Annotated in this window: 21 protein-coding genes; 16 read left to right on the top strand and 5 right to left on the bottom strand. The window is 47.0% G+C overall.

Annotated features, from left to right (window positions below; all coding sequences use genetic code 11):
• Nucleotides 1-27: 27 nt before the first annotated feature.
• From HQ865_RS21290 to HQ865_RS21260, 7 genes are all read left to right on the top strand, one after another.
• Entirely contained in the window at nt 28-2,022 is a 1,995-nt protein-coding gene (locus HQ865_RS21290) for a DUF3857 domain-containing protein (RefSeq protein ID WP_173416839.1), read from the top strand.
• Between the two features lie 23 nt (nt 2,023-2,045).
• A complete protein-coding gene (locus HQ865_RS21285) occupies nt 2,046-3,989 on the top strand; it encodes a DUF3857 domain-containing protein (protein ID WP_173416838.1) in 1,944 nt (647 codons plus the stop codon).
• A gap of 7 nt (nt 3,990-3,996) precedes the next feature.
• Nucleotides 3,997-5,931, top strand: coding sequence for a DUF3857 domain-containing transglutaminase family protein (locus HQ865_RS21280; RefSeq protein WP_173416837.1), 1,935 nt, complete (start codon nt 3,997-3,999; stop codon nt 5,929-5,931).
• Between the two features lie 81 nt (nt 5,932-6,012).
• Nucleotides 6,013-6,642, top strand: a complete 630-nt coding sequence (locus HQ865_RS21275; RefSeq protein WP_173416836.1) for a Crp/Fnr family transcriptional regulator — start codon at nt 6,013-6,015, stop codon at nt 6,640-6,642.
• 98 nt (nt 6,643-6,740) lie between these two features.
• Nucleotides 6,741-6,911, top strand: a complete 171-nt coding sequence (locus HQ865_RS21270; RefSeq protein ID WP_173416835.1) for a DUF1059 domain-containing protein — start codon at nt 6,741-6,743, stop codon at nt 6,909-6,911.
• A 96-nt stretch (nt 6,912-7,007) separates the two neighbouring features.
• Nucleotides 7,008-7,640, top strand: coding sequence for a leucyl/phenylalanyl-tRNA--protein transferase (gene aat / locus HQ865_RS21265; protein ID WP_173417878.1), 633 nt, complete (start codon nt 7,008-7,010; stop codon nt 7,638-7,640).
• Nucleotides 7,641-7,874: 234 nt separating this feature from the next.
• Nucleotides 7,875-9,017, top strand: coding sequence for a lactonase family protein (locus HQ865_RS21260; protein ID WP_173416834.1), 1,143 nt, complete (start codon nt 7,875-7,877; stop codon nt 9,015-9,017).
• Nucleotides 9,018-9,228: 211 nt separating this feature from the next.
• Here the strand turns inward: HQ865_RS21260 and HQ865_RS21255 are convergent, their stop codons facing one another.
• From HQ865_RS21255 to HQ865_RS21245, 3 genes are all read right to left on the bottom strand, one after another.
• Nucleotides 9,229-10,884: a glutamine--tRNA ligase/YqeY domain fusion protein gene (locus HQ865_RS21255; RefSeq protein WP_173416833.1), complete on the bottom strand. Its 1,656-nt coding sequence runs from the start codon at nt 10,882-10,884 to the stop codon at nt 9,229-9,231.
• A gap of 313 nt (nt 10,885-11,197) precedes the next feature.
• Nucleotides 11,198-11,866 carry a hypothetical protein gene (locus HQ865_RS21250; RefSeq protein ID WP_173416832.1) on the bottom strand — a complete coding sequence of 223 codons (669 nt, stop codon included), beginning with the start codon at nt 11,864-11,866 and terminating at the stop codon, nt 11,198-11,200.
• Between the two features lie 73 nt (nt 11,867-11,939).
• The gene (locus HQ865_RS21245; RefSeq protein WP_173416831.1) at nt 11,940-12,932 is read right to left on the bottom strand and encodes a polysaccharide deacetylase family protein; all 993 of its coding nucleotides are present in this window, start codon (nt 12,930-12,932) and stop codon (nt 11,940-11,942) included.
• Nucleotides 12,933-13,122: 190 nt separating this feature from the next.
• Here HQ865_RS21245 and HQ865_RS21240 point away from each other — a divergent pair, with 190 nt between their 5' ends.
• The 7 genes from HQ865_RS21240 (at nt 13,123) to HQ865_RS21210 (ending at nt 17,892) form a co-directional block, all read left to right on the top strand.
• Entirely contained in the window at nt 13,123-13,629 is a 507-nt protein-coding gene (locus HQ865_RS21240) for a GbsR/MarR family transcriptional regulator (RefSeq protein WP_173416830.1), read from the top strand.
• Between the two features lie 78 nt (nt 13,630-13,707).
• Nucleotides 13,708-14,082, top strand: a complete 375-nt coding sequence (locus HQ865_RS21235) for a hypothetical protein (RefSeq protein WP_173416829.1) — start codon at nt 13,708-13,710, stop codon at nt 14,080-14,082.
• A 39-nt stretch (nt 14,083-14,121) separates the two neighbouring features.
• Complete coding sequence (locus HQ865_RS21230; protein WP_173416828.1) at nt 14,122-14,940, top strand: thiol-disulfide oxidoreductase DCC family protein; 819 nt, start codon at nt 14,122-14,124, stop codon at nt 14,938-14,940.
• Between the two features lies 1 nt (nt 14,941).
• Nucleotides 14,942-15,859 (top strand): TIGR01777 family oxidoreductase, encoded by a 918-nt coding sequence (locus HQ865_RS21225; RefSeq protein WP_173416827.1) that lies wholly within the window; start codon nt 14,942-14,944, stop codon nt 15,857-15,859.
• A gap of 9 nt (nt 15,860-15,868) precedes the next feature.
• Nucleotides 15,869-16,825 carry a hypothetical protein gene (locus HQ865_RS21220; RefSeq protein WP_173416826.1) on the top strand — a complete coding sequence of 319 codons (957 nt, stop codon included), beginning with the start codon at nt 15,869-15,871 and terminating at the stop codon, nt 16,823-16,825.
• The gene (locus tag HQ865_RS21215) at nt 16,822-17,280 is read left to right on the top strand and encodes an SRPBCC family protein (RefSeq protein ID WP_173416825.1); all 459 of its coding nucleotides are present in this window, start codon (nt 16,822-16,824) and stop codon (nt 17,278-17,280) included. Before HQ865_RS21220 ends, HQ865_RS21215 begins: the two co-directional genes overlap by 4 nt.
• Before the next feature lie 111 nt (nt 17,281-17,391).
• The gene (locus HQ865_RS21210) at nt 17,392-17,892 is read left to right on the top strand and encodes a hypothetical protein (protein ID WP_173416824.1); all 501 of its coding nucleotides are present in this window, start codon (nt 17,392-17,394) and stop codon (nt 17,890-17,892) included.
• 87 nt (nt 17,893-17,979) lie between these two features.
• Here HQ865_RS21210 and apaG read toward each other — a convergent pair whose 3' ends face one another.
• Entirely contained in the window at nt 17,980-18,366 is a 387-nt protein-coding gene (gene apaG, locus HQ865_RS21205) for a Co2+/Mg2+ efflux protein ApaG (protein WP_173416823.1), read from the bottom strand.
• A gap of 270 nt (nt 18,367-18,636) precedes the next feature.
• Nucleotides 18,637-19,629: a tRNA dihydrouridine synthase DusB gene (gene dusB / locus HQ865_RS21200; protein WP_173416822.1), complete on the bottom strand. Its 993-nt coding sequence runs from the start codon at nt 19,627-19,629 to the stop codon at nt 18,637-18,639.
• A gap of 45 nt (nt 19,630-19,674) precedes the next feature.
• Between dusB and HQ865_RS21195 the strand changes: the two genes are divergently transcribed.
• Both HQ865_RS21195 and HQ865_RS21190 read left to right on the top strand, forming a co-directional pair.
• Nucleotides 19,675-20,646 carry a CPBP family intramembrane glutamic endopeptidase gene (locus tag HQ865_RS21195; protein WP_173416821.1) on the top strand — a complete coding sequence of 324 codons (972 nt, stop codon included), beginning with the start codon at nt 19,675-19,677 and terminating at the stop codon, nt 20,644-20,646.
• Nucleotides 20,609-20,833 (top strand): putative signal transducing protein, encoded by a 225-nt coding sequence (locus tag HQ865_RS21190; RefSeq protein ID WP_173416820.1) that lies wholly within the window; start codon nt 20,609-20,611, stop codon nt 20,831-20,833. The genes HQ865_RS21195 and HQ865_RS21190 overlap by 38 nt, the downstream gene beginning before the upstream one ends.
• The last annotated feature ends 41 nt before the right edge of the window (nt 20,834-20,874 follow it).

Genomic DNA, 20,874 nt, shown 5'->3' with positions numbered 1-20,874 from the left:
TTATATTTAGCTAACTAAAACCTTAAGATGAAATATACAACTACAATGCTGTTAGCCTGCCTGTTAACAGCAAGCGCCGCTATAGCGCAAAAAAAGCCTGAAGCCTTAACTATTCCCACCACGCAACCTTACGGTAAGATAGATATAGCCGACCTCGAATTAAAAAACTGCGATTTTGAAAAAGACGCCAACGCCATGGTGCTGTTTGATAAGGCCGACACTTATTACGATAGCGATCTGAACACTATAACCATGGAACGCCATAAGCGCATTAAAGTATTTAATGATAATGGCAAGGATGTGGCCAACATCCGGATCGAATACATCAGCGCCAGCCACTACGAATACATTACCGGGCTTGATGCCGAAACCTTTAACCTGGTTAACGGCAAGGTAGAAATAACCAAGCTTGATAAAAAAGTACTTTATACCGAAACGGTTGACAAATCTACATCGGCCATTGTGTTTTCATTCCCTAATGTAAAGCCCGGATCGGTGATCGAGTTTAAGTATAAATGGGGTACCCCAGATTATTCTAACCTGCCCGATTGGTCTTTCCAGAGCAAAATACCAACACGTTACAGCGAGTGGACCACACAAATACCCGACCTGCTTTACTTTACCACACAAAGCCATGTTACCATGCCCTATGTGGTTAACAAAAACAAAGCCGAATCAAGAAGCGTAGGTAGCGCGGCAGATGTGGTAAGCTATACGCTTGATGTGAATACCAAAGCGCTGGCCAATATCCCCTCGTTGCCCGACGAACCTTATATGGGCGCCCAAAGCGATAACGAACAATCGCTGATCTATCACCTTACTTATGTAAAACCTACCACCGGTTTTGTGCGCTCCTATTCGGATAGCTGGGCCAAGCTGGGCGGGATACTGGCCGATCATGAGGATTTTGGCGCCCAGCTAAAACGTAAACTGGCTAACGAAGATGCCATTATTGCCAAAGCTAAAACTATGAAGCTTGACCGGGATAAAATGATCTATATTTTTAAAGAAGTGCAATCGGCCATGAAATGGGATGGGGTAGACCGCTGGTATACCAACGATGGCACCGTAAAGGCCTGGGAAAAGAAAACCGGTAATTCGTCCGAAGTGAACCTGATCCTGTACCACTTGCTTTACCGCGCAGGTGTAGAAGCCTATCCAATGGTAGTTAGCACACGCAGCCATGGCAAGGTAAACCCCGCCTACAGCTTTTTGTACCAGTTTAACCGCGCGGTAGTTTATAAACCTATTGATGAAAAAAGTTACTATATACTTGATGCTACAGGCAAGTACAACACTTACAACGAGATACCAGACGAATTGTTAAATTCTACCGGCCTATACATTGATAAGGACGACAAAAGATACAATACCGTTGTATTGAAAAAAGAAAACCCGGTACAGCAGGTGATCATGGTTTCGGCCGATATTAAGCCCGATGGTAAAATGAACGGTACGGCAAACCTGAGCGAGTATAGCTACAACCGTATCAAGGGTATTAAAAAATACAAAACCGATGGCGAGCAAAAATATATCGACTTTTTAAGGAACAACGATAACAGCCTGAAAATATCGGCCTTAAAACTGGAGAACATGGAGGTAGATACCCTGCCGCTGGCGCAAACCTTCGAGTTTAAACAGGATCTTACCGGCAGCGATGGCAACTATATTTACTTTATGCCGGCCATGTTTGCACCAATGCGTAATAATCCCTTTTTAAAGGAAGAGCGCATGTCGGACATTGATTTTGGCTACCGCGATAACTTCTCGATGGTAGGTACCTATAAAATGCCCGAAGGTTATAAAGCAGATGCCCTGCCTAAAAACATCACCATGCAAATGCCCGATGAAAGCATCATCTTCAGGCGTATCGTGGCCGAACAGGACGGCAACATCGTTGTGCGTTTTGTGATAGATCATAAAAAGCCCATCTTCTACAAACAGGACTACGATAAGATATTTGACTTTTATAAAAAACTGCACGAACTGATGAACGAGCAGATCGTGCTTAAAAAGGCATAATCCCGATATTTCATAATTTTACCATGAAGAAATTTTTTGCCCTTATTTTAATTAGCTGCACAACCACCCTGGGCGTTAGCGCGCAAAAATCGCCCACAGGGCAACAACTGCTACAGCCCTATGGAAAAGTAGATATGGCCGACCTTCAATCAACATCCTGCGATTTTGAAAAGGATGCCAATGCCATGGTTTTGTTTGATAAAGCGGATATTTATTACCAGGATAATAAAATATACCTTAACCGCCACAGGCGTGTTAAAATATTTAATGATAACGGTAAAAAAAACGCCAATGTGCGCATCGAATTTATTGGAGTGTTTTTGTACCAGCACATTGATGGGCTACAGGCTCAAACCATAAACCTGGTAAACGGGAAACCCGAAATAACCAAGCTCGACAGTAAATCTATCTACCTTGAAAAAACCGACAAGCTAAATTCGGCTTATGTGTTTTCGTTCCCTAATGTAAAACCTGGTTCCATATTAGAGTTTAAGTACGTGTGGTCTACAACCGGCGGTTTACCGGCGTGGAGTTTCCAGGATTTTATACCTACGCGCTACAGCGTACTTACAACCGAACTGCCGCCGCAAATAGTACCACAGATAAGAGGCGGCGCTAACGCCCTTAATACCGAACTAATCAGCGGCAACCCGCTTACGGGCCACTCGGCGCTTAATGCCATCAGGCAGTCTATGACTAATGTACCCTCGCTGGTTGAAGAACCGTACATGACATCGGTAAAAGATAACATACATAGTATTTACTTCCGTTTTGCTGATCCAAACTATGCGGGCGATCAGTTTGGCAATGAAAAGCAGTGGAACAAAATTGCCGAAGATCTGGATAACGACGATGACTTCGGCCATCAGCTTAACCGCAAACTAAACGGCGAGGAGGCTATTTTAAGCGAAGCCGGCAAATTAAAAGCACCCGGCGATAAAATAGCCTATATTTTTAACCAAGTGCGCGATGCTATGAAATGGAACGATGCGGATGCCTGGTATACTAACGACGGTACGGTTAAAGCCTGGGAGAAAAAAACCGGCAACGCTACCGAGATCAACCTTGTCCTTTACCACCTGCTTACAAAGGCAGGCATAAAAGCTGCGCCAATGGTGGTAAGTACACGCAACAACGGCCGGGTGTTTGGCGGCTATCCAACCCTAAACCAGTTTAACCGCACGGTGGTTTCTGTTTCCGAACCTGGTAGTTATATCCTTGATGCATCGGGCAAGTTTAATATATATAACGAAACGCCCGAAAACTTGCTGAATAATTACGCCCTGCTTACGGATATTCCCAACAAAAAGGCCGTGTTGATGCAAATAGAACGGAAGGACCCGGTGAGGGAGATCATTGTAATATCTGGCGATATTAAGAATGACGGCAAAATGGCAGGCTCGGCGCAGTTAACCAATTTTAGCTACAACCGTATTAATGCCATTAAAAAATATAAAACCGATGGCGAACAGAAATATATCGACTACCTGCGCGACAACAATAATAACCTGAAAATATCGGGACTCAAAATGGCTAACATGGAGGTAGATTCGCTCCCGCTTGAACAAAGTATGGACTTTAAGCTGGATCTTGCCGGCAGCGATGGCAACTACATTTATTTTATCCCGGCCATGTTTAATCCGCTAAAAAACAACCCGTTTATAAAAGAAACCAGGCTTACGGATATCGATTTTGGCTACCTTGATAATGTATCTATTGTAGGCAATTATAAAATGCCGGATGGCTACAAGGCCGATGCCCTGCCTAAAAACATTATCCTGCAAACCCCCGATCAAAGTATCACCTTTAAACGCATCATAGGCGAGCAGGAGGGAACGCTTGTGGTGCGCCTGGTGGTAAGCCATAAACAAACTACTTATACCCGCGACAACTACGACCAGCTATTTGATTTTTACAAAAAGCTGCACGAATTAATGAATGAACAGATCGTTTTAAAAAAATCATAAATATATAATGAGGATGATGATAAGGGGCTGGGGGTTATGTACCGCCATGGTGCTAACCATTATTTTTGCCCATGCCCAGGATAAAAACATACCTAAAGAGTATTACCTCGCTTCCGGCATACCCGATTCGTTAAAAACTGATGCCAACGCCGTAATACGCTATACAATGGATGATATCATCATTAAAGCGCCGGGGCGTGAGGTATTAAAGCATCACAGTATTACCACCGTTTTAAACGAAAAGGGCGACCATGTTGGCGAAATTGGCATGCTTTACAACCGCAAGTACGATACCTATGCTGATATCGAAGTAAAAGTATACAGCGCTACCGGCCAGATATTAAAAAAATACCATAAAAGCGATATGTACGACCGCGCCGCCAGCGATGATGAAACCATTGTTACCGATGATCGCGTATTGCTGCTGCAACATACCATCCCCAGCTACCCTACCACTATCGAGATCAGTTACGAAGAAGATATCTCCAGCTTTATCTCGCTTGGCTCGTGGATGATACGGCCGCAGGAAGAAATTGCTGTACAAACCGCGCTGTGTAAGGTAGCGGTAAATCCGGCGGTTGGCTTCCGGTACCAGGCTTTTAATATTGTCGCTAATCCCGAAAAAGGCACACAGGGCGATATGGAAACCTATAGCTGGCAGGTAAAAAACCTAAAGGCTGCCAAGCCCGAAGAAAACACCCTGCCATGGCAAATGCAGCAAAAGATAGCCTTCGCTACCAATAGCTTCGAGTATTATGGCCTGCCGGGCACTTTTGATAACTGGCAAAATTTTGGCAAATGGATAAACGGCCTTAACGCCGATGTAAACACACTTAGCCCCGCCCGTGCCGCCGAGATCAAAAAAATGACCGACACCATAAAAACCGATAAAGATAAGGTACGCTTTCTGTACAACTACCTGCAAAAAAATGTGCGTTATGTAAGTGTGCAGCTGGGTATTGGCGGCTTAAAACCATTCCCGGCTACGTTTGTCGATCAGAAAAAATATGGCGATTGCAAGGCGCTTACCAATTATATGGGCGCTTTGCTGCGCGCGGTTGATATCCCATCGTGCTATGCCATTATCAACGCGGGCACCAACGAGCGCCCGGCCGATCCGAAATTCCCGGCTAACGTGTTTAACCATGTGATATTATGCGTGCCCCTTAAAGGCGATACCACCTGGCTGGAGTGTACCAGCAACACACAGCCCTTTGGCAAACTGGGTACCTTTACCGAAAACCGCAACGCCCTGCTGATCACTCCCGAAGGCGGCAAACTGGTGGCTACGCCCAAAAGCACCATGCAGGATAACGTATTTGATAGTTACGCGCATGTAACACTTAATCCCGATGGCAGCGCCAAAGCCGACCTGAAGTTCCTCTCGACCGGCGAATACCGCAGCATGTACCTGGGCCTTGAATCGCAAAAGCTGGACGAGCAAAAGGCCTATCTTATCCGTTACCTTAATCTTAAACAGCCTATCGCCTTCAACTTTAAGCTGTCGCCCGATAAGGATGGCACCAAGGAGATGAACATCGCCCTGGAATACGACCGCCTTTTTGACCTGGCCGTTGGCGATAAGCAATTTTATAAGGCTAATGTTTTTGATATCTGGCGCGCCACCATGCCCGAACTGGAAAAGCGTAAAACCGATTATTATTTCGATCACCCCATGCAAAAAACGTGTGTAACCACGATAGATCTGCCTGCCGGTTTTGAAATGGAAACACTACCTGCCGATGTAAAACTGAAGTTTAGCTACGGAAACTTTGAGGCCAGTTACCTGTACGATAAGGCTAAAAACCAGGTAACATCCAAAGTGAAATTCATTTTAGATAACCAGGTGGTGCCCGCTACCAAATACACCGAAATGCAGCAATATATGGAGGATATAGCAAAGGCACAGAATAAGAAAATGGTGATCAAAAAGAAGGTGTAGCAAGGATAAATAATTGGTTATTAAATAATTAATGATGTAAATTACATGGTCTATTCCGTAGCCGGTAATTAATGTTTAATTATGGAAACCAGTACAGATATTTTCAAAAAGATCAGTTTTTTTAGCGATCCTAACCTGAAGGCAGAGTTATTGCAGCATGGCAAAACCCTTAGTTTAAATAAAGGCGATGTAGTAGTGCGCGACGGGCAATATGTAAAGTTTTTGCCTATTGTATTAAGCGGCGCCATCAGGGTTTATCAGCAAAAGGAAGACCGGGAGATATCCCTGTACCATGTAAAGGCCGAGGAAACGTGTACCATGTCGCTGGCGGCAGCCTATTTCAATAACAAAAGCACATCGCACGGTGTGGCTACCGAACCTACCGAAGTACTGGTTTTCCCGGCCGATCTGGTGATGCAATGGCAATTGAAATATCCGGCGTGGAATACATATATGATGCACATGTTCCGTAAAAGGTATGATGACCTGATCAATGCCTTCGAGGATATCGTATTTGAGCATATTGATACACGGGTGTTGGAGTACCTGAAAAAGAAATCGCGCGAGGCAGGCAGTCCCTCTGTTAATCTCTCACACCAGGAGCTGGCATCCGAACTGGGGACAACCAGGGTTGTAATATCGCGCATACTGAAGGACTATGAAAAGCAAAATATGGTGAGGCTGTACCGGGGCCGTATAGATATTTTATAAATATTTTAGCCTGTGTATCTTTTGATACCGTTGACAAGCATGATGTGGGGTTAATTTTGATGCATCATTAACAAAACAACCCGCTAAAAAACACCATCATGAAAACTTTAAATTGCGCCGATGCCGGCTTTGACTGCCCTGCCGTAGTAACCGCCGACACTGAAGAAGAAGTACTGGCCATAGCTGCCGAACACGCCCGCTCTGTACACGGAACTACTGTTACGCCCGATATGGCCGAGCAAATTAAAACATTAATAAGGGAAGCATAAACTACCTTTAATGCACGCGCGAAGCCCGTTGACGTATGTTCGACGGGCTTTTTTTGTCAGTCCTCCGATAGCCCCGCAATGCGTAAATTTGCGCCGATGATATTCCGCCTTGATGAACGTTTGCTATTCCCGGATCCCCAACTGGCCGAAGAGGATGGCCTGTTGGCCGTAGGCGGCGACCTATCACCCCAACGCCTGTTGCTGGCTTATCAAAATGGGATCTTCCCCTGGTATAGCGATGATACGCCTATCCTATGGTATTCGCCGCATGAGCGGTTTGTGCTGTATCCTCACCAATTGAAGATATCAAAGTCAATGCGGCAGGTGTTGAGGTCGGGCAGGTTCAGGATATCTATGGATACCGCATTTGCCGATATCATCAGCAACTGCTCAATCGCCCCACGCGAGGGACAGGACGGCACCTGGATAACCGATGACATGAAAGCTGCCTATATCCGCCTGCATCAATTAGGGCATGCCCACTCGGTTGAAGTTTGGCTGAATGATGAACTGGTGGGTGGTTTGTATGGCGTGCGGGTCGGCAGGGTATTTTGCGGCGAAAGCATGTTCAGCAAGGTAAGCAACGCATCGAAAACAGCTTTGATATACCTGTGTAAAACCAGTTTGTACGATTTGATAGATTGCCAGATGCATACCGAACACCTGGAATCGATGGGGGCTGGGATGATCAGCAGGGAGGAGTATATACGGGAGTTGAGGAAGGGGTAATCTGCTATGTCGGTTTGGCTAAAGCCCTATATCTGCTGTTTATTATCCGTCCCTTAAAAGGGACGGCAATGAATAAGAATCCCACATTTCATTGCCGTTGGTTTTAACCAACGGAACCTTTGTTAGCAATAAGCTGGCTTTAGCCGAATCTGTCCCATCACCCTATATCTCCTCTCCGCCATGCATTCTTTTACATATTTTACTACCTTGCATACCGTAACAATTCTGTCTGTAATGAAAAAACTGATGCTTTTGCCGGTAATGCTGTTAGCCGCCGGCGTATTCGCGCAAAAAAAGGATAACACCCCTAAAACATACGATCTCATCATCGGCGGTTATACTACCGGTACCAACAAAGGCATATCGGTTTTCCGCTTTTATACCGAGACCGGTCGCACGGCCTACCTAACGCAGGTTGAAGGGATCGACAATCCATCGTACCTGTGCATCAGCAAAAACAACAAATTTGTTTATTCGGTAAACGAGGTAGGCAACGACCGCAAAGGCAGCGTAACCGCTTTTTCTTTCGAGCCTAAGGTTGGTACAATTGCTGTGATCAACAAACAACCCACAACCGGCGCCGGGCCATGCTATATCTCGGTTGATAAGGCGCAGAAGCACGTGTTTGTAGCCAACTACGCCGGCGGTTCACTGTCGGTACTGCCGGTAGCTAAAGATGGTTCGCTGATGCCCGTAGTGCAAACCATACAGGATGAAGGCCACGGCCCCAACAAAGACCGCCAGGAAAAACCACACGTGCACACCGCCGTGCTATCGCCCGATGAAAAGTACCTGTTGTATACCGATCTGGGCACCGATAAGCTGAACTTTTACCGCTACAAACCGGGCGCCGACCAGCCACTTGTTGCAGCCGACCCCTCATCGTTAAGCGTTGTTGGCGGCCATGGCCCGCGCCACATTGATTTTACGCCCGATAAAAAATATATGTACCTCATCACCGAAATGGGTGGCGTGATTTATGTATACGATTACGATGGCCCCAAATCGAAACAACTGGAAGCTATCAGCCTGGTGGCCGATGGTTTTAAAGGTGCCGTTGGCGCGGCGGATATCCACGTATCGCCGGATGGTAAATTCCTTTACGCTACCAACCGCGGTGATGCCAACGAAATTGTAGTATTTTCCATCAACCCGGATAATGGTCGTTTGACCTTCGTAGAACGCAAATCGAGCATGGGCAAAACCCCGCGCAATTTTGTGATAGACCCAACCGGCGGTTACCTGCTGGTGGCCAACCAAAACAGCGATGATATTTACGTTTACCGCATCAATAAACAAACCGGTAAACTAACGCTTACCAACTCGAAGATCAATTTCGGTAACCCGAGCTGTTTGAAGTTTACGGCTGCGGAGTAGTTCGATAATTCGTCATCGTGAGCGATAGCGAACGATCCCCGGTATACAGAGCGGATCTGCTTATCGGGGATCGTTCGCCGCTGATAGAAGCGACTCACGATGACGGTAGGTATAAAACGCACGAACGGCGATTGGATTTCCAATCGCCGTTCGTGCGTTATTATTCTATAGTCCTCCCCCTCCCTCGGAGAGGGTTGCGGGGTAAGGGTTCTTACTTCACTTTCCAGCCATCCTTCAGTGTAACCGTGCGGTTAAACACTAATTTATTGGCGGTGCTGTGTTTATCAAGGGTAAAATAGCCTTTGCGCATAAACTGGACGGCGGTGCCCATTTGGGCATCGGCCAGGGCGGGTTCAACGTAGGCGTTGATGATCTGCAGGCTATCCGGGTTCAGGTATTCTTTAAAATCACCTTCTTCGTTGCTTGGGTCTTCCACGCGGAACAGGCGGTCGTACAGGCGTACCTCGGCGGTTTTGGCGTGGGCGGCGCTCACCCAGTGGATGGTACCTTTAGGGCTTAAGCCGCTGGTATCGTTACCCGACTTGCTTTCGGGGATATAGCTGCAATGCACTTCGGTCACGTTGCCCTCGGCATCTTTAACAAAGCTATCGCATTTAACAATGTAAGCGTTCTTCAGGCGGACCATCAGGCCGACACCCAGGCGGAAGAATTTCTTCGGCGGCTCTTCCATAAAGTCCTCCCGTTCTATCCATATCTCCTTGCTGAAAGGGAACTCACGGCTGCCGTCACCACCCTCAACTTCGGGATTATTCTCGCCGCTGAACATTTCTGTCTGGCCTTCCGGGTAATTGGTGATCACCAGTTTTATCGGGTCTAAAACGGCCATGCGGCGCCAGGTGCTCTTGTTCAGGTTCTCGCGAACGCAAAACTCCAGCAGACTCAGGTCTATCATGTTTTCACGCTTGGCCACGCCAATACGTTCGCAAAACTCGCGGATGGCGGCGGCGGGGTAACCACGGCGGCGCATACCGCTAATGGTAGGCATACGCGGGTCGTCCCAATCCTCTACATGGTTGTCATCTACCAGTTGCAGCAGCTTGCGCTTGCTCATTACGGTATAGGTCATGTTCAGGCGCGCAAACTCGTACTGGTGCGAATCGAACAGGTTCAGTTTTTCGATGAACCAGTTATACAGGTCGCGGTGCGGAATAAACTCCAGCGTACAGATCGAGTGGGTGATCTGCTCAATGGCATCGCTTTGGCCGTGGGCAAAATCATACATGGGGTATATGCACCAGGCATCGCCGGTGCGGTGGTGATGCGCGTGTTTAATGCGGTACATCAGCGGGTCGCGCAGGTGCATGTTGGGCGCGGCCAGGTCTACTTTGGCGCGCAATACTTTGGCGCCGTCGGGATATTTGCCCGCTTTCATATCGGCAAACAGTTGCAGGTTTTCTTCAACGGTACGACTGCGGTATTGGTTGGGCGTACCCGGTTCGGTAGGCGTACCTTTTTGCGCGGCAATTTCCTCGGCGGTGCTATCGTCTACGTAAGCCAGACCGGCTTTGATCAGCGTTACGGCCAACTCATATAGCTTGTCGAAATAGTCGGACGCGTACAATTCCTCGGCCCATTCAAAGCCCAGCCATTTTACGTCTTCTTTAATGCTGTCTACATATTCCACGTCCTCTTTTACCGGGTTGGTATCATCAAAACGCAGGTTGGTTTTACCGTTATATTTTTGCGCCAGCCCAAAGTTAAGGCAGATGGATTTGGCGTGCCCTATATGCAGGTAGCCATTAGGCTCGGGCGGGAAACGGGTAAGCACCCGGCCACCATGTTTGCCGCTGGCAATGTCTTCTTCAACTATCTCTTCTAAAAAATTTAATGATCTTTCTTCGCTCATACCCGGCAAAAATAATAATTCTGAACCATGATTAAACAGATTAATAGGATTTTAGGGGAAGCGATGGTCTGAATCAGAATTTTCAGAATTAACGAATGGACAGAATGATACCTGTAAAATAAATTCTGTGAATTCTAAAATCCGGGAAATCCTGATTTAAACTAATTATGGCGTTGCCTGCGGCCCGTGCTATCCGCTCATACGCCTTCAGGCCTTAGCCACAGGGCCGGTATCCGCTCCTATCACTAACGCGGGGAAGGGTATACGGGGCACACGCCACAGGCGTGCGCCAGCGGAAGGGCATTTATTCTATTTAATAATCCACCTTCCAATAACTATCATTAGCAAACTTTACCGATTCTAATTTCCCGTTTTTAAAAGTATAGGTATGAATGATATCCTGAACACACGATTCAAGAACAACAACGTGGTAATTTGAGATCAATTCAACTGGAAAATAATCAAATAATGTATTATAGAAATTCGCAGTAGGCATTCCGATTTTTATCCCGTTTACAAAATGCACATCCGCATCGTATATTTCTCCTTTAAAAACAGATGAATGCGCTGATGCCTCGGGATCTGTATCAAAAAAGAAGAGCAGTTTACTCTTGTTGTGTCGCAGGCTATTAAATTCGAATGTGCCCGAATCTTCTCTTTCCATTCTATTAATCACCAAAAAACTGCTCAATAGGCTTGATTTAAAATCCTTTTTGCTTTTAATGCCGCCAAAAGGTTCATAAACGTACTTCCCGCAAACTACCAAATCAAGTGTGTCGCCTGCAAATTTATTAAGGGCGTTAAAATCAAGCGAGGGTTTCGGAGTTACCCAGGTATTTGCTATTTTAAAAGATTTAGTGGTATCGACTTTTGTTGCCGGTGCTTTTTTAGCTTGACTTATACCGGAATGCGATTGAGGATTGCTACATGCATTAACAAATAAGTAAAATACAATCAAATAAACACAAAATGAAGGTTTCATAGCGTAAGGTTGTTACGCAAATATACTGGTTTTTTAAGGTTGTCGTTTGAGACAATTTAGTTCACTCCAACCCCTACCTCACCTCCCCAAACTCCTCATCCACACTCTCCCGCAAATCATAAAGCAGCCATTGCTTATTGGCTATGGCCTGCGTTTTTGATTGTAGCAGCTTAATAAAATCCTTTACGCCTACCGGCTCATTGCCATTGCCATGTATCAGCACAATGCTGCCGGCCTGGGGTTGTTGTCCCTTGGCCAGCCAGGCATCGGTACCGATAGGAATGAGGCCGAAATCGGTTACGCGGTTCACCAGTTGCTGGTCGGATACCAGGCCGGGGAAACGGAAAAACACCGAGGGCAGCAACCCGTTGCGCAGCATGGCCTGTTCGGTTTCCAGTACTTCGTAGCTCATATCGGTGCCGGGTTCCAGCAAAAAATTTTCCTTCAGCGGGCGACTGGCGCTTACCCGGTGGTTGTACGAGTGGTTGATCCAGGTGATATAGATCTCGCGTTTGGCTTCCATTTGTTTTAGCCATTCCAGGTCCTGCGGGTGCTGGCGCATCCAGACGCCGGTTACCGAAAGGGCTATAGGCACAGGCCGCTCCACCTTGCCCAACCCGTTAAAAATATCGGTAAATATCACCTTATCCAGCGGCCGGTGCGATGGACATAGGTCGGCTGTTAAGCTGATGCCCGCCTCTTTAGGCATGCCCCGCTCAATGCCCGCGTCCTGTATCATTACCGATTGCTTTTCGGCCTTGGCTAAAGCTTTTTGATAGGGCGTGCTTTTAAAAAAGGCGCGGGCTTCGGCTATGTTCATCGGTTTTATTTTATAGATGTCGCTGTCGTTCACCTCGGTCTCCATCGTTAGCGGGTTTACCAGCAGGTAGTAAGTTTTGTTGCCGTCCTCAAAGCGGCGCAAAACCATTTTATCCTGCGGATAGGCATGCGCCCAGCCGTAATAAGCTTTATAGTTTTTAATATGGTGATAAGCCGCCTGCGCCCGTACTAAGCAGGCGTTAGAAAGCAGCAGGAAAAGTATAATATATCTTATAGACGACTTCATGATGTTGCAAATAAAACAAACCTAAATAATGTTTTTGATTTGCCTGGGTATTAATGACGTTTAATGCAAGAAGTATCTGAACCAGGACTTCGCTATCAGTTTTTGGCCGCATACAGCCCGCAGCCACTATGTATTTAAATAAACTTTCAATAAATTTTGAAAGTTTAAAAATAGTATTTACATTTGTTCTATGGAACTGGCAGAAGCAAAGTTGAAGTTTATTGAAGCCTGGGGCAAACTGGGGAGCGAGTGGGGCATTAACCGCACCATGGCCCAGGTACACGCCCTGCTGCTGATCAGTCCCGAAGCGCTGACCACCGAAGAAATTATGGAGCAGCTGAAGATCTCCCGCGGTAATGCCAACATGACCTTGCGCGACCTGATCAGCTGGGGCCTGATAGAAAAACAGCACCGTGCCGGCGAACGCAAGGAATACTTTTTTGCCGATAAGGATACCTGGGCTATTGCCCGTCAGGTAGCGCAGGAACGCAAAAAGCGTGAGCTGGATCCCATTATTAAATTATTGAACGAACTGCAAACCGTAAAGGGCGATATGAAAGACCCGGACTATAAAACCTTTAATACATCGGTAACGGATATTAACAAATTGGCCAAAAACGTGAACCGTACTTTAGAGACCATGCTGAAAGCAGAAGAGAACTGGTTTTGGGGTTCTATCTTTAAAATGTTTAAATAAAAAAATTTATCAAAATCTTTCAATTTTTATTGAAAATACAAAATAAACAATAATAACATGCACTTAAACACAAACATCATGAACTACTTCATTTTAACCTACGCGTTTTATTTGATGATCAGCATTGCCCTAACCGTTTGGGTTGCCCGGGTTTTGTTTAACAACGGCCGCATATTTTTGGTGGATATCTTCCATGGCAATACACCCCTGGCCGACTCTGTAAACAAGCTGCTGGTGGTTGGCTTCTACCTGGTAAACATTGGCTACATGAGTTTGGCCTTAAAAGAGGTGGATGCCATTGTAAACCTGCAAACCGTGGTAGAGGTATTAAGCCGCAAGCTGGGCTATATTATCCTGATACTGGGTGCTATGCACTTTTTAAACCTCACCATCTTTTTTAAGCTGCGCAACCGTGCCCAGTTAAACAAAGCCAATAACACCGCGACAGAATAACCTTTAGCCTTTTCCCTTTCATCTTTCACCTCAAAAAAAATGAAAACTTTAGCCGGATACACCATCCTTTACGATGCCGAATGCCCCATGTGCGATATCTATAGCCGCGCTTTTATAGCCACCGGCATGCTCGATAAAAACGGTCGTGCGCCTTACCAGCAGGTACTGGCCGGCGCTTGTCCACTGGTGGACAGGCAGCGCGCGGTGAACGAAATAGCGCTGGTAAACACCCAAACGGGCGAGGTGAATTACGGCATAAAAAGCTTGTTTAAGGTGATCGGTAATGCCTTTCCGGTGTTCGGTCCGCTGTTTGGCTTCAGGCCGTTCATCTGGTTGATGAGCAAGGTTTACGCCTTTATCTCTTACAACCGTAAGGTAATTATCCCGGCCAAGGTTGATGAAAACGCCATACAGCCAACGTTCAGCTTGTTCTATCGCCTGCTTTATTTGGCCTTGACTAGCCTGACTGTTGGCTTTATCCTGACCCATTACGCCGGTCACTTAAGCCCGCTGGTTGCTATAGGCAAACCCTATCGCGAGTATATGATCTGTAGCGGACAGGTGCTTTTCCAGGGGATCATCGTCAGCCTGTACAAACCCGCCAAACGCTGGGATTATTTGGGCAATATGATGAGCATTTCCTTTGGCGGGGCGTTGTTGTTGCTGCCCATGCTGTTACTTGGCAAGTTTGTGGCCGTTGCCCCCTTTATCAATATGCTTTGGTTTTTAGCAGTGGCCGGGCTGATGTTTTTAGAGCACATCCGCCGTACAAAATTACTTAGCTTAGGCTGGCTGCTCACTGTCACCTGGATGGCGTATCGTGTGGCGCTTTTATTCCTTATCCTTTATCTCAACTAAAATGAAATACCAAAAAATAGTGCTTGCTGGCGGCAATGGTTACCTGGGCACCGTATTGGCCGAACATTTTAAAACACTTGCCGCCGAGATCATCATCCTGGCCCGCCGCCCCGTATCCCCTAAAGGGAATATTAAAACGGTGGTTTGGGACGGGAAAACCGCTGGAGATTGGGTGGCGCAATTAACCGGTGCCGATCTATTGGTGAATTTATGTGGCAAAAACGTGAACTGCCGCTATACCGAAAAGAATAAGCAGGAGATCTTTGATTCAAGGCTGATCCCTACCGCCCTGCTGAATAGGGTAGTGACCGAAATGGAAAATCCGCCCAGGATTTGGATCAACAGTTCATCTGCAACCATCTATCGCCACGCTGAAGACCGCCCGCAGGATGAGCTGACCGGCGATATCGGCGAGGGCTTCTCTGTTGAGGTATGCAAAGCCTGGGAGCATACATTTTTTGAGACCGAACTACCGGCTACCCGCAAAATAGCCCTGCGCATTGGCATTGTGCTGGGCAAGGAGAGTGCCGTATTCCCGCGCCTGTATAACTTGGTAAAGTTTGGTTTGGGCGGCAAACAGGGCGATGGCGAGCAATATGTAAACTGGATATACGAGCAGGATGTGGCCCGCGCGGTAGAGTGGCTGTTAGATAATCCCGAAGCAAACGGCGCGTTTAACTGCGTTGCACCAAACCCGGTTAAAAACGCAGACATGATGCGCGTTATCCGCAAGGCCTGCGGCATGCCTATCGGTTTGCCCGCCCCAAAGTGGCTGTTGGAAGTGGGCGCCGCCATCATCGGTACCGAAACCGAACTGATATTAAAAAGCCGCTGGGTAATGCCCCAACGCCTGCTGGATGCGGGTTTTGAATTTAGGTATCCGAATGTGGAGGATGCTATTATAAACTGCCTTAAATAATAAACTGTTATGAAAAGCCCTGTTATCTTCAAAATATTTTTGATCGCGTTTGCCGCGTTCCTTATCTATACCTTATTCACTACGGCGCCTGAAAATTTGTACACCGTAATGTCCATCTCGTTTTTATTTGGATTACCATTTGGCGTGGGGGCGCTTGTGATTTATCTGTCGGATATTGAAAAAGTGCGGAGTCTAAATTACCGCATATTTGCACCCTGGGTTGCTGTTGGGGTATTCTTACTGGCAACTTTGCTTTTCGCGTTCGAAGGCTGGGCCTGCATCCTGATGGCTTTACCCTTGTTTCTTTTGGCTTCTACAGCCGGGGGCTTAACAGCCGGATATTTTAAGATCAGAAAACACGACCGCGAAAAAACCTATGTTTCCATACTGGTATTGCTGCCGCTCTTTTTGTCACCTATCGAACATATGATAGGAGCCATTCCCGGCAGATATGAGGCTTATACCTATATCGATATTAAAGCCAAGGACAAGGCGCAGATCTGGGATAATGTAACGCGTGTAAAAGCCATCAACCAACAACAGGATAAAGGCTGGCTCACCCGCACGCTGGGCTTCCCGCGCCCCATCCGTGCCGAACTGAATTATAATGGCGTTGGCGCATACCGCAAGGCTATATTTGACAAGGGCCTGGTGTTTCACGAAGAGGTACTGCGTTACGAAGACCAGCGCCGTATGGATTTTTCCATCAAGGCCAACCCTTACGAAATTCCCTCGACCACAATGGATAAACATGTGGTCATAGGCGGTGATTATTTCGACGTACTGAACGGCACCTATATTTTACAACAAACAGGAAAGGGCACGTACCGCCTGCATTTATACAGCCATTTTAAACTGACCACCACTTTTAACTTCTACGCCTCGTGGTGGGCGGGCTGGATCATGAGCGATATCCAGAACAATATTTTACAGGTAATTAAACAGCGCGCCGAAACAGGATCATGACACTCATTAAACTCATTACCAAAATAAAAGCCCCGGTACAGGTATGTTTCGATTTGGCCCGCAGCATAGATCTGCACAAGCAATCGATGCAGCATACCGGCGAAAAAGCTGTAGCCGGGACAACCGATGGTCTCATCGGTCTCGACGAAACCGTTACCTGGCAGGGCAGGCACTTCGGCATCACTATGCAAATGACCAGCAAGATCACCGAGTTGCGCTACGCTACCTCCTTTACCGACGAGCAGGTGAAGGGTCCGTTCAAAACCCTGAAGCATCAGCACACTTTTCAACAAATAGGCGATTATACGCTGATGAGCGATTACTTCGAGTTTGAATCGCCGTTGGGTGTGCTGGGGCGATTTGTAGATAGCTTGCTGATGCGCGGTTATTTATCGCGGTTGCTGTTAATGCGTAACGAGGAGATCCGGGCCGCGGCGGAGGCAAATGCAATATAAACTAACACCGTCATTGTGAGCGATAGCGAAGAATCCCCGATAAGCAGGGCGGATATGCACAGTTTTGGATGTTTCGCTATCGCTACCCATGACGCATTAAAGTAAACAACCATGAAAACCCTAACCACACCCCAACTACAACATCGCATCCGGATATGCATCTGGATCGTCATCGCCGGGCTTGCCTTAAGCGGTATCACCGCTTTTCCGCTGGAAACCGAACTGGGCTGGATAAAAGACCATTTAACTTGGGCCCCCACTGTATTGCAACAATGGATAACACAGATCTACAACATCCTGCACGTGGTTAATCAGCACTATCCTTACCTAAGTTATGGCACCGACTGGCTGGCATTCGCGCATGTGATGTTAGCGATCGTATTCATTGGTCCGTTGAAAGACCCGGTGAAGAACATTTGGGTAATACAGTTTGGTATGATCGCCTGCGTGGCTATCGTTCCGCTGGCATTTATCGCGGGGCCTATCCGGCAGATCCCGGTATTTTGGCGGTTGATAGATTGTTCGTTCGGGGTGGGAGGGATAATTCCGTTGGGGTTGGCTTATCGGTATATAAAGATATTGGAAAAGGAAAGCCGTCATCCTGATCAATAGCGAAAGATCCAAAACTGTGCATATCCGCCCTGCTTATCGGGGATTCTTCGCTGTCGCTCCAGAATGACGACAAGGGGATGGGCGGCCTTAGTTCATTTTATACGATGCCACCAAATAAAACTCAGGGATAGTAACTTTAAACAGGGTGTTATCCATCAGGCGCACCATTTGGTATTCGCCCTTCATGCTGCCCATGTCGGTTTTAAGGTTGCAACCGGAGATATATTCGTGGCTTTGGCCGGGTTCGATGATGGGTTGTACACCAACTACGCCTTCTCCCTCCACCTGGCGGTGGGTGCTGTTGCTATCAAAAATATGCCAGTGGCGGCGCAGTAACTGCACAGCATGGCTACCCACATTTTCGATACTGATGCGGTAGGCAAACATAAAATGCTCGTTAGCCGGGTTAGAGTATTCAGGCTGATACTGAGTCTCTACCGTAATTTTTACGCCGTCGGTAATAGCTGTTGTCATGGTACAAACCTGCTGTTTTTTTCAAATATATAAATAGGTAATCAAAAACCAAGCCATTTGTAAAATAGGGGCAAATTTTAACAATTGGCGGTGGGTGGTAGTGGCAATTTAACCACAAAGCGCACAAAGATTTTCACAAAGGGCACAAAGAAAAACTATCACGAAATAAAGCTTTGTGTAAGTAAAATGAAAAGAAAAACCTTTGTGTTCTTTGTGATTTCTCCCTTGGTGGTCTTTGTGGTTAAACCATCACCATGCAAATAATGGTGCTTAGGCCATTATCGCGCTGTAGTGATCAACCACCTCGTCCAGCAGTTCGTGCACTTCTTCAACGGTTTGTACCGATACCAGCTTCATCCTGAACTCCTTAAAATGGTCTACCCCTTTAAAGTAGTTGCTGTAGTGGCGGCGCATCTCAAAGATACCCGTGCGCGGCCCTTTCCATTGTACCGATTTATCCAGGTGTGCGCGGCAAACGTCTACGCGCTCGGCAATGGTTGGCGGCGCTAAAAATTCGCCGGTATTAAAGTAGTGCTTTATTTCGCGGAAGATCCAGGGGTAACCAATAGCGGCGCGACCGATCATCATGCCATCCACCTCGTACTCCATCCGCCAGGCAGCCGCTTTTTCGGGGCTATCGATGTCGCCGTTACCGAAGATGGGGATCTTAATGCGCGGGTTCTTGCGAATATCCCGGATCAAACGCCAATCGGCTTCGCCCTTGTACATCTGTGAGCGGGTGCGGCCATGTATGGTAAGCGCCTGTATGCCCACATCCTGCAGGCGTTCGGCTACTTCGTAAACATTTTTGGTATTATCATCCCAGCCAAGGCGGGTTTTAACGGTTACCGGCAGGTGGGTTGCTTTTACCACGGCGCTGGTCATGGCCACCATTTTGTCAATATCCTGCAAAAGGCTGGCACCAGCGCCACGGCAGGCCACCTGTTTTACGGGGCAACCGTAGTTAATGTCCATCAGGTCGGGCTTGGCTAAAGTGGCAATTTCGGTAGCTTCGCGCATGTGGTCGATATCGCTGCCGAAGATCTGGATGCCTATCGGGCGCTCGTACTCGAAAATGTCCAACTTTTGGCGGCTTTTGGCGGCATCACGGATGAGGCCCTCGCTGCTGATAAACTCGGTATACATCATGTCGGCCCCGTTCTGTTTGCACACGTAACGGAATGGCGGATCGCTCACATCCTCCATCGGCGCCAGCAACAGCGGGAATTCACCTAAATCAATATTTCCTATTTGTACAGACATCCTTATCTTTAACGCTGCAAATTTACTAATTTAAAAGCAAAATTTATGACCACACCCGCTTACATGCGCATCCGCCCCTGGCAACACCTGCTTTACCTGGTACTGCTGGCCTTTGGCTGCGCTATATTAGGTGTACTGATAAGCCTGGTAGTGATAAGGGTGATATACGGCAGCGCGATGGTGATGCCGGTGATCACTATGACCGACAACGGCGACCCGCATTTTCTTGGCGCATTCCGCATTTTTTTGGGTTTGGGCAATACTTTGTTTACCTTTTTTGTGTCGGCGGTGGTGTTCGCGCAATTCATTTCTGGCGAGCCACAGCGTTATTTCCGCACCCGTACTTATGTTCCGCCGGTGCTATTTTTGGTAACTGTAGCTATTATGGTTTTTATGCTGCCGGTAATTGATATCACCGCGTATTTTAACCAAAAAATGACATTGCCAGCTGGTTTACAGGGCCTTGAAAAGTGGATCCGCGATGCCGAAAAGCAAAATGAAGCCGTGGTGAAGATGGTGCTGGATATGAAAAACACCGGCGACCTGTTATTGAGTGTCTTCATCGTCGGGATCTTGCCGGCCCTCTCCGAAGAGTTCTTTTTCCGCGGATGCATGCAAACTATTTTTATGCGCTGGACGAAGAACGTACACGCTACCGTTTGGATAACCGCCTTTATCTTCAGCTTTATTCATTTTGAGTTTTTAGGCTTTGTGCCCCGCTTTTTATTAGGCGCGGCGCTGGGTTATGTTTTTGCCTGGAGCGGCAGCATCTGGCCGTCGGTTTTGCTGCATTGCTTAAACAATAGTATATCCGTAGTGGGTTATTACCTCTACCAGCGCAAACTGATAGCTGCCGACCCCGACAGCAATACGCCTATGTTTAGCCAAATGTGGGTATACGTGGTGTGTGCAATTGCCGCAGTTGGGGTAATGCTGCTGTTCCGTAAAATAACTATTGATAAACACCTTGCCACCGATAATGGAGAAGAACTGGATCAAGCTGTTCACATCGACTAATTTTTACCAGGCCGAAATTTTAAAGCAGGCCATGGTAGAGAACGGTATCGACGCCGTACTGATGAACCAGATGGATTCGTCGCACCGGACATTCGGGCATATTGATGTTTACATTCATAAAGATAACTTTGGGCAGGCGATAGAGATCATGGTGTTGAATGAGATAAAGCCTTTTGGAGAGATATAGTTGTTCATAGTGGCAATTTAACCACAAAGGGCACAAAGACA

The organism is Mucilaginibacter mali, assembly GCF_013283875.1.
GTDB classification, from domain to species: domain Bacteria; phylum Bacteroidota; class Bacteroidia; order Sphingobacteriales; family Sphingobacteriaceae; genus Mucilaginibacter; species Mucilaginibacter mali.
The sequence above is the reverse complement of the archived record's forward strand: the minus strand, read 5'-3'. Positions and strand labels throughout refer to the sequence as shown.

Bases quoted from the DNA above. Each gene is read 5' to 3' on its own strand.
- HQ865_RS21290 (WP_173416839.1), top strand. From the start codon at position 28: ATGAAATATACAACTACAATGCTGTTAGCCTGCCTGTTAACAGCAAGC.
- HQ865_RS21285 (WP_173416838.1), top strand. From the start codon at position 2,046: ATGAAGAAATTTTTTGCCCTTATTTTAATTAGCTGCACAACCACCCTG.
- HQ865_RS21280 (WP_173416837.1), top strand. From the start codon at position 3,997: ATGAGGATGATGATAAGGGGCTGGGGGTTATGTACCGCCATGGTGCTA.
- HQ865_RS21275 (WP_173416836.1), top strand. From the start codon at position 6,013: ATGGAAACCAGTACAGATATTTTCAAAAAGATCAGTTTTTTTAGCGAT.
- HQ865_RS21270 (WP_173416835.1), top strand. From the start codon at position 6,741: ATGAAAACTTTAAATTGCGCCGATGCCGGCTTTGACTGCCCTGCCGTA.
- aat (WP_173417878.1), top strand. From the start codon at position 7,008: ATGATATTCCGCCTTGATGAACGTTTGCTATTCCCGGATCCCCAACTG.
- HQ865_RS21260 (WP_173416834.1), top strand. From the start codon at position 7,875: ATGAAAAAACTGATGCTTTTGCCGGTAATGCTGTTAGCCGCCGGCGTA.
- HQ865_RS21255 (WP_173416833.1), bottom strand. From the start codon at position 10,884: ATGAGCGAAGAAAGATCATTAAATTTTTTAGAAGAGATAGTTGAAGAA.
- HQ865_RS21250 (WP_173416832.1), bottom strand. From the start codon at position 11,866: ATGAAACCTTCATTTTGTGTTTATTTGATTGTATTTTACTTATTTGTT.
- HQ865_RS21245 (WP_173416831.1), bottom strand. From the start codon at position 12,932: ATGAAGTCGTCTATAAGATATATTATACTTTTCCTGCTGCTTTCTAAC.
- HQ865_RS21240 (WP_173416830.1), top strand. From the start codon at position 13,123: ATGGAACTGGCAGAAGCAAAGTTGAAGTTTATTGAAGCCTGGGGCAAA.
- HQ865_RS21235 (WP_173416829.1), top strand. From the start codon at position 13,708: ATGAACTACTTCATTTTAACCTACGCGTTTTATTTGATGATCAGCATT.
- HQ865_RS21230 (WP_173416828.1), top strand. From the start codon at position 14,122: ATGAAAACTTTAGCCGGATACACCATCCTTTACGATGCCGAATGCCCC.
- HQ865_RS21225 (WP_173416827.1), top strand. From the start codon at position 14,942: ATGAAATACCAAAAAATAGTGCTTGCTGGCGGCAATGGTTACCTGGGC.
- HQ865_RS21220 (WP_173416826.1), top strand. From the start codon at position 15,869: ATGAAAAGCCCTGTTATCTTCAAAATATTTTTGATCGCGTTTGCCGCG.
- HQ865_RS21215 (WP_173416825.1), top strand. From the start codon at position 16,822: ATGACACTCATTAAACTCATTACCAAAATAAAAGCCCCGGTACAGGTA.
- HQ865_RS21210 (WP_173416824.1), top strand. From the start codon at position 17,392: ATGAAAACCCTAACCACACCCCAACTACAACATCGCATCCGGATATGC.
- apaG (WP_173416823.1), bottom strand. From the start codon at position 18,366: ATGACAACAGCTATTACCGACGGCGTAAAAATTACGGTAGAGACTCAG.
- dusB (WP_173416822.1), bottom strand. From the start codon at position 19,629: ATGTCTGTACAAATAGGAAATATTGATTTAGGTGAATTCCCGCTGTTG.
- HQ865_RS21195 (WP_173416821.1), top strand. From the start codon at position 19,675: ATGACCACACCCGCTTACATGCGCATCCGCCCCTGGCAACACCTGCTT.
- HQ865_RS21190 (WP_173416820.1), top strand. From the start codon at position 20,609: ATGGAGAAGAACTGGATCAAGCTGTTCACATCGACTAATTTTTACCAG.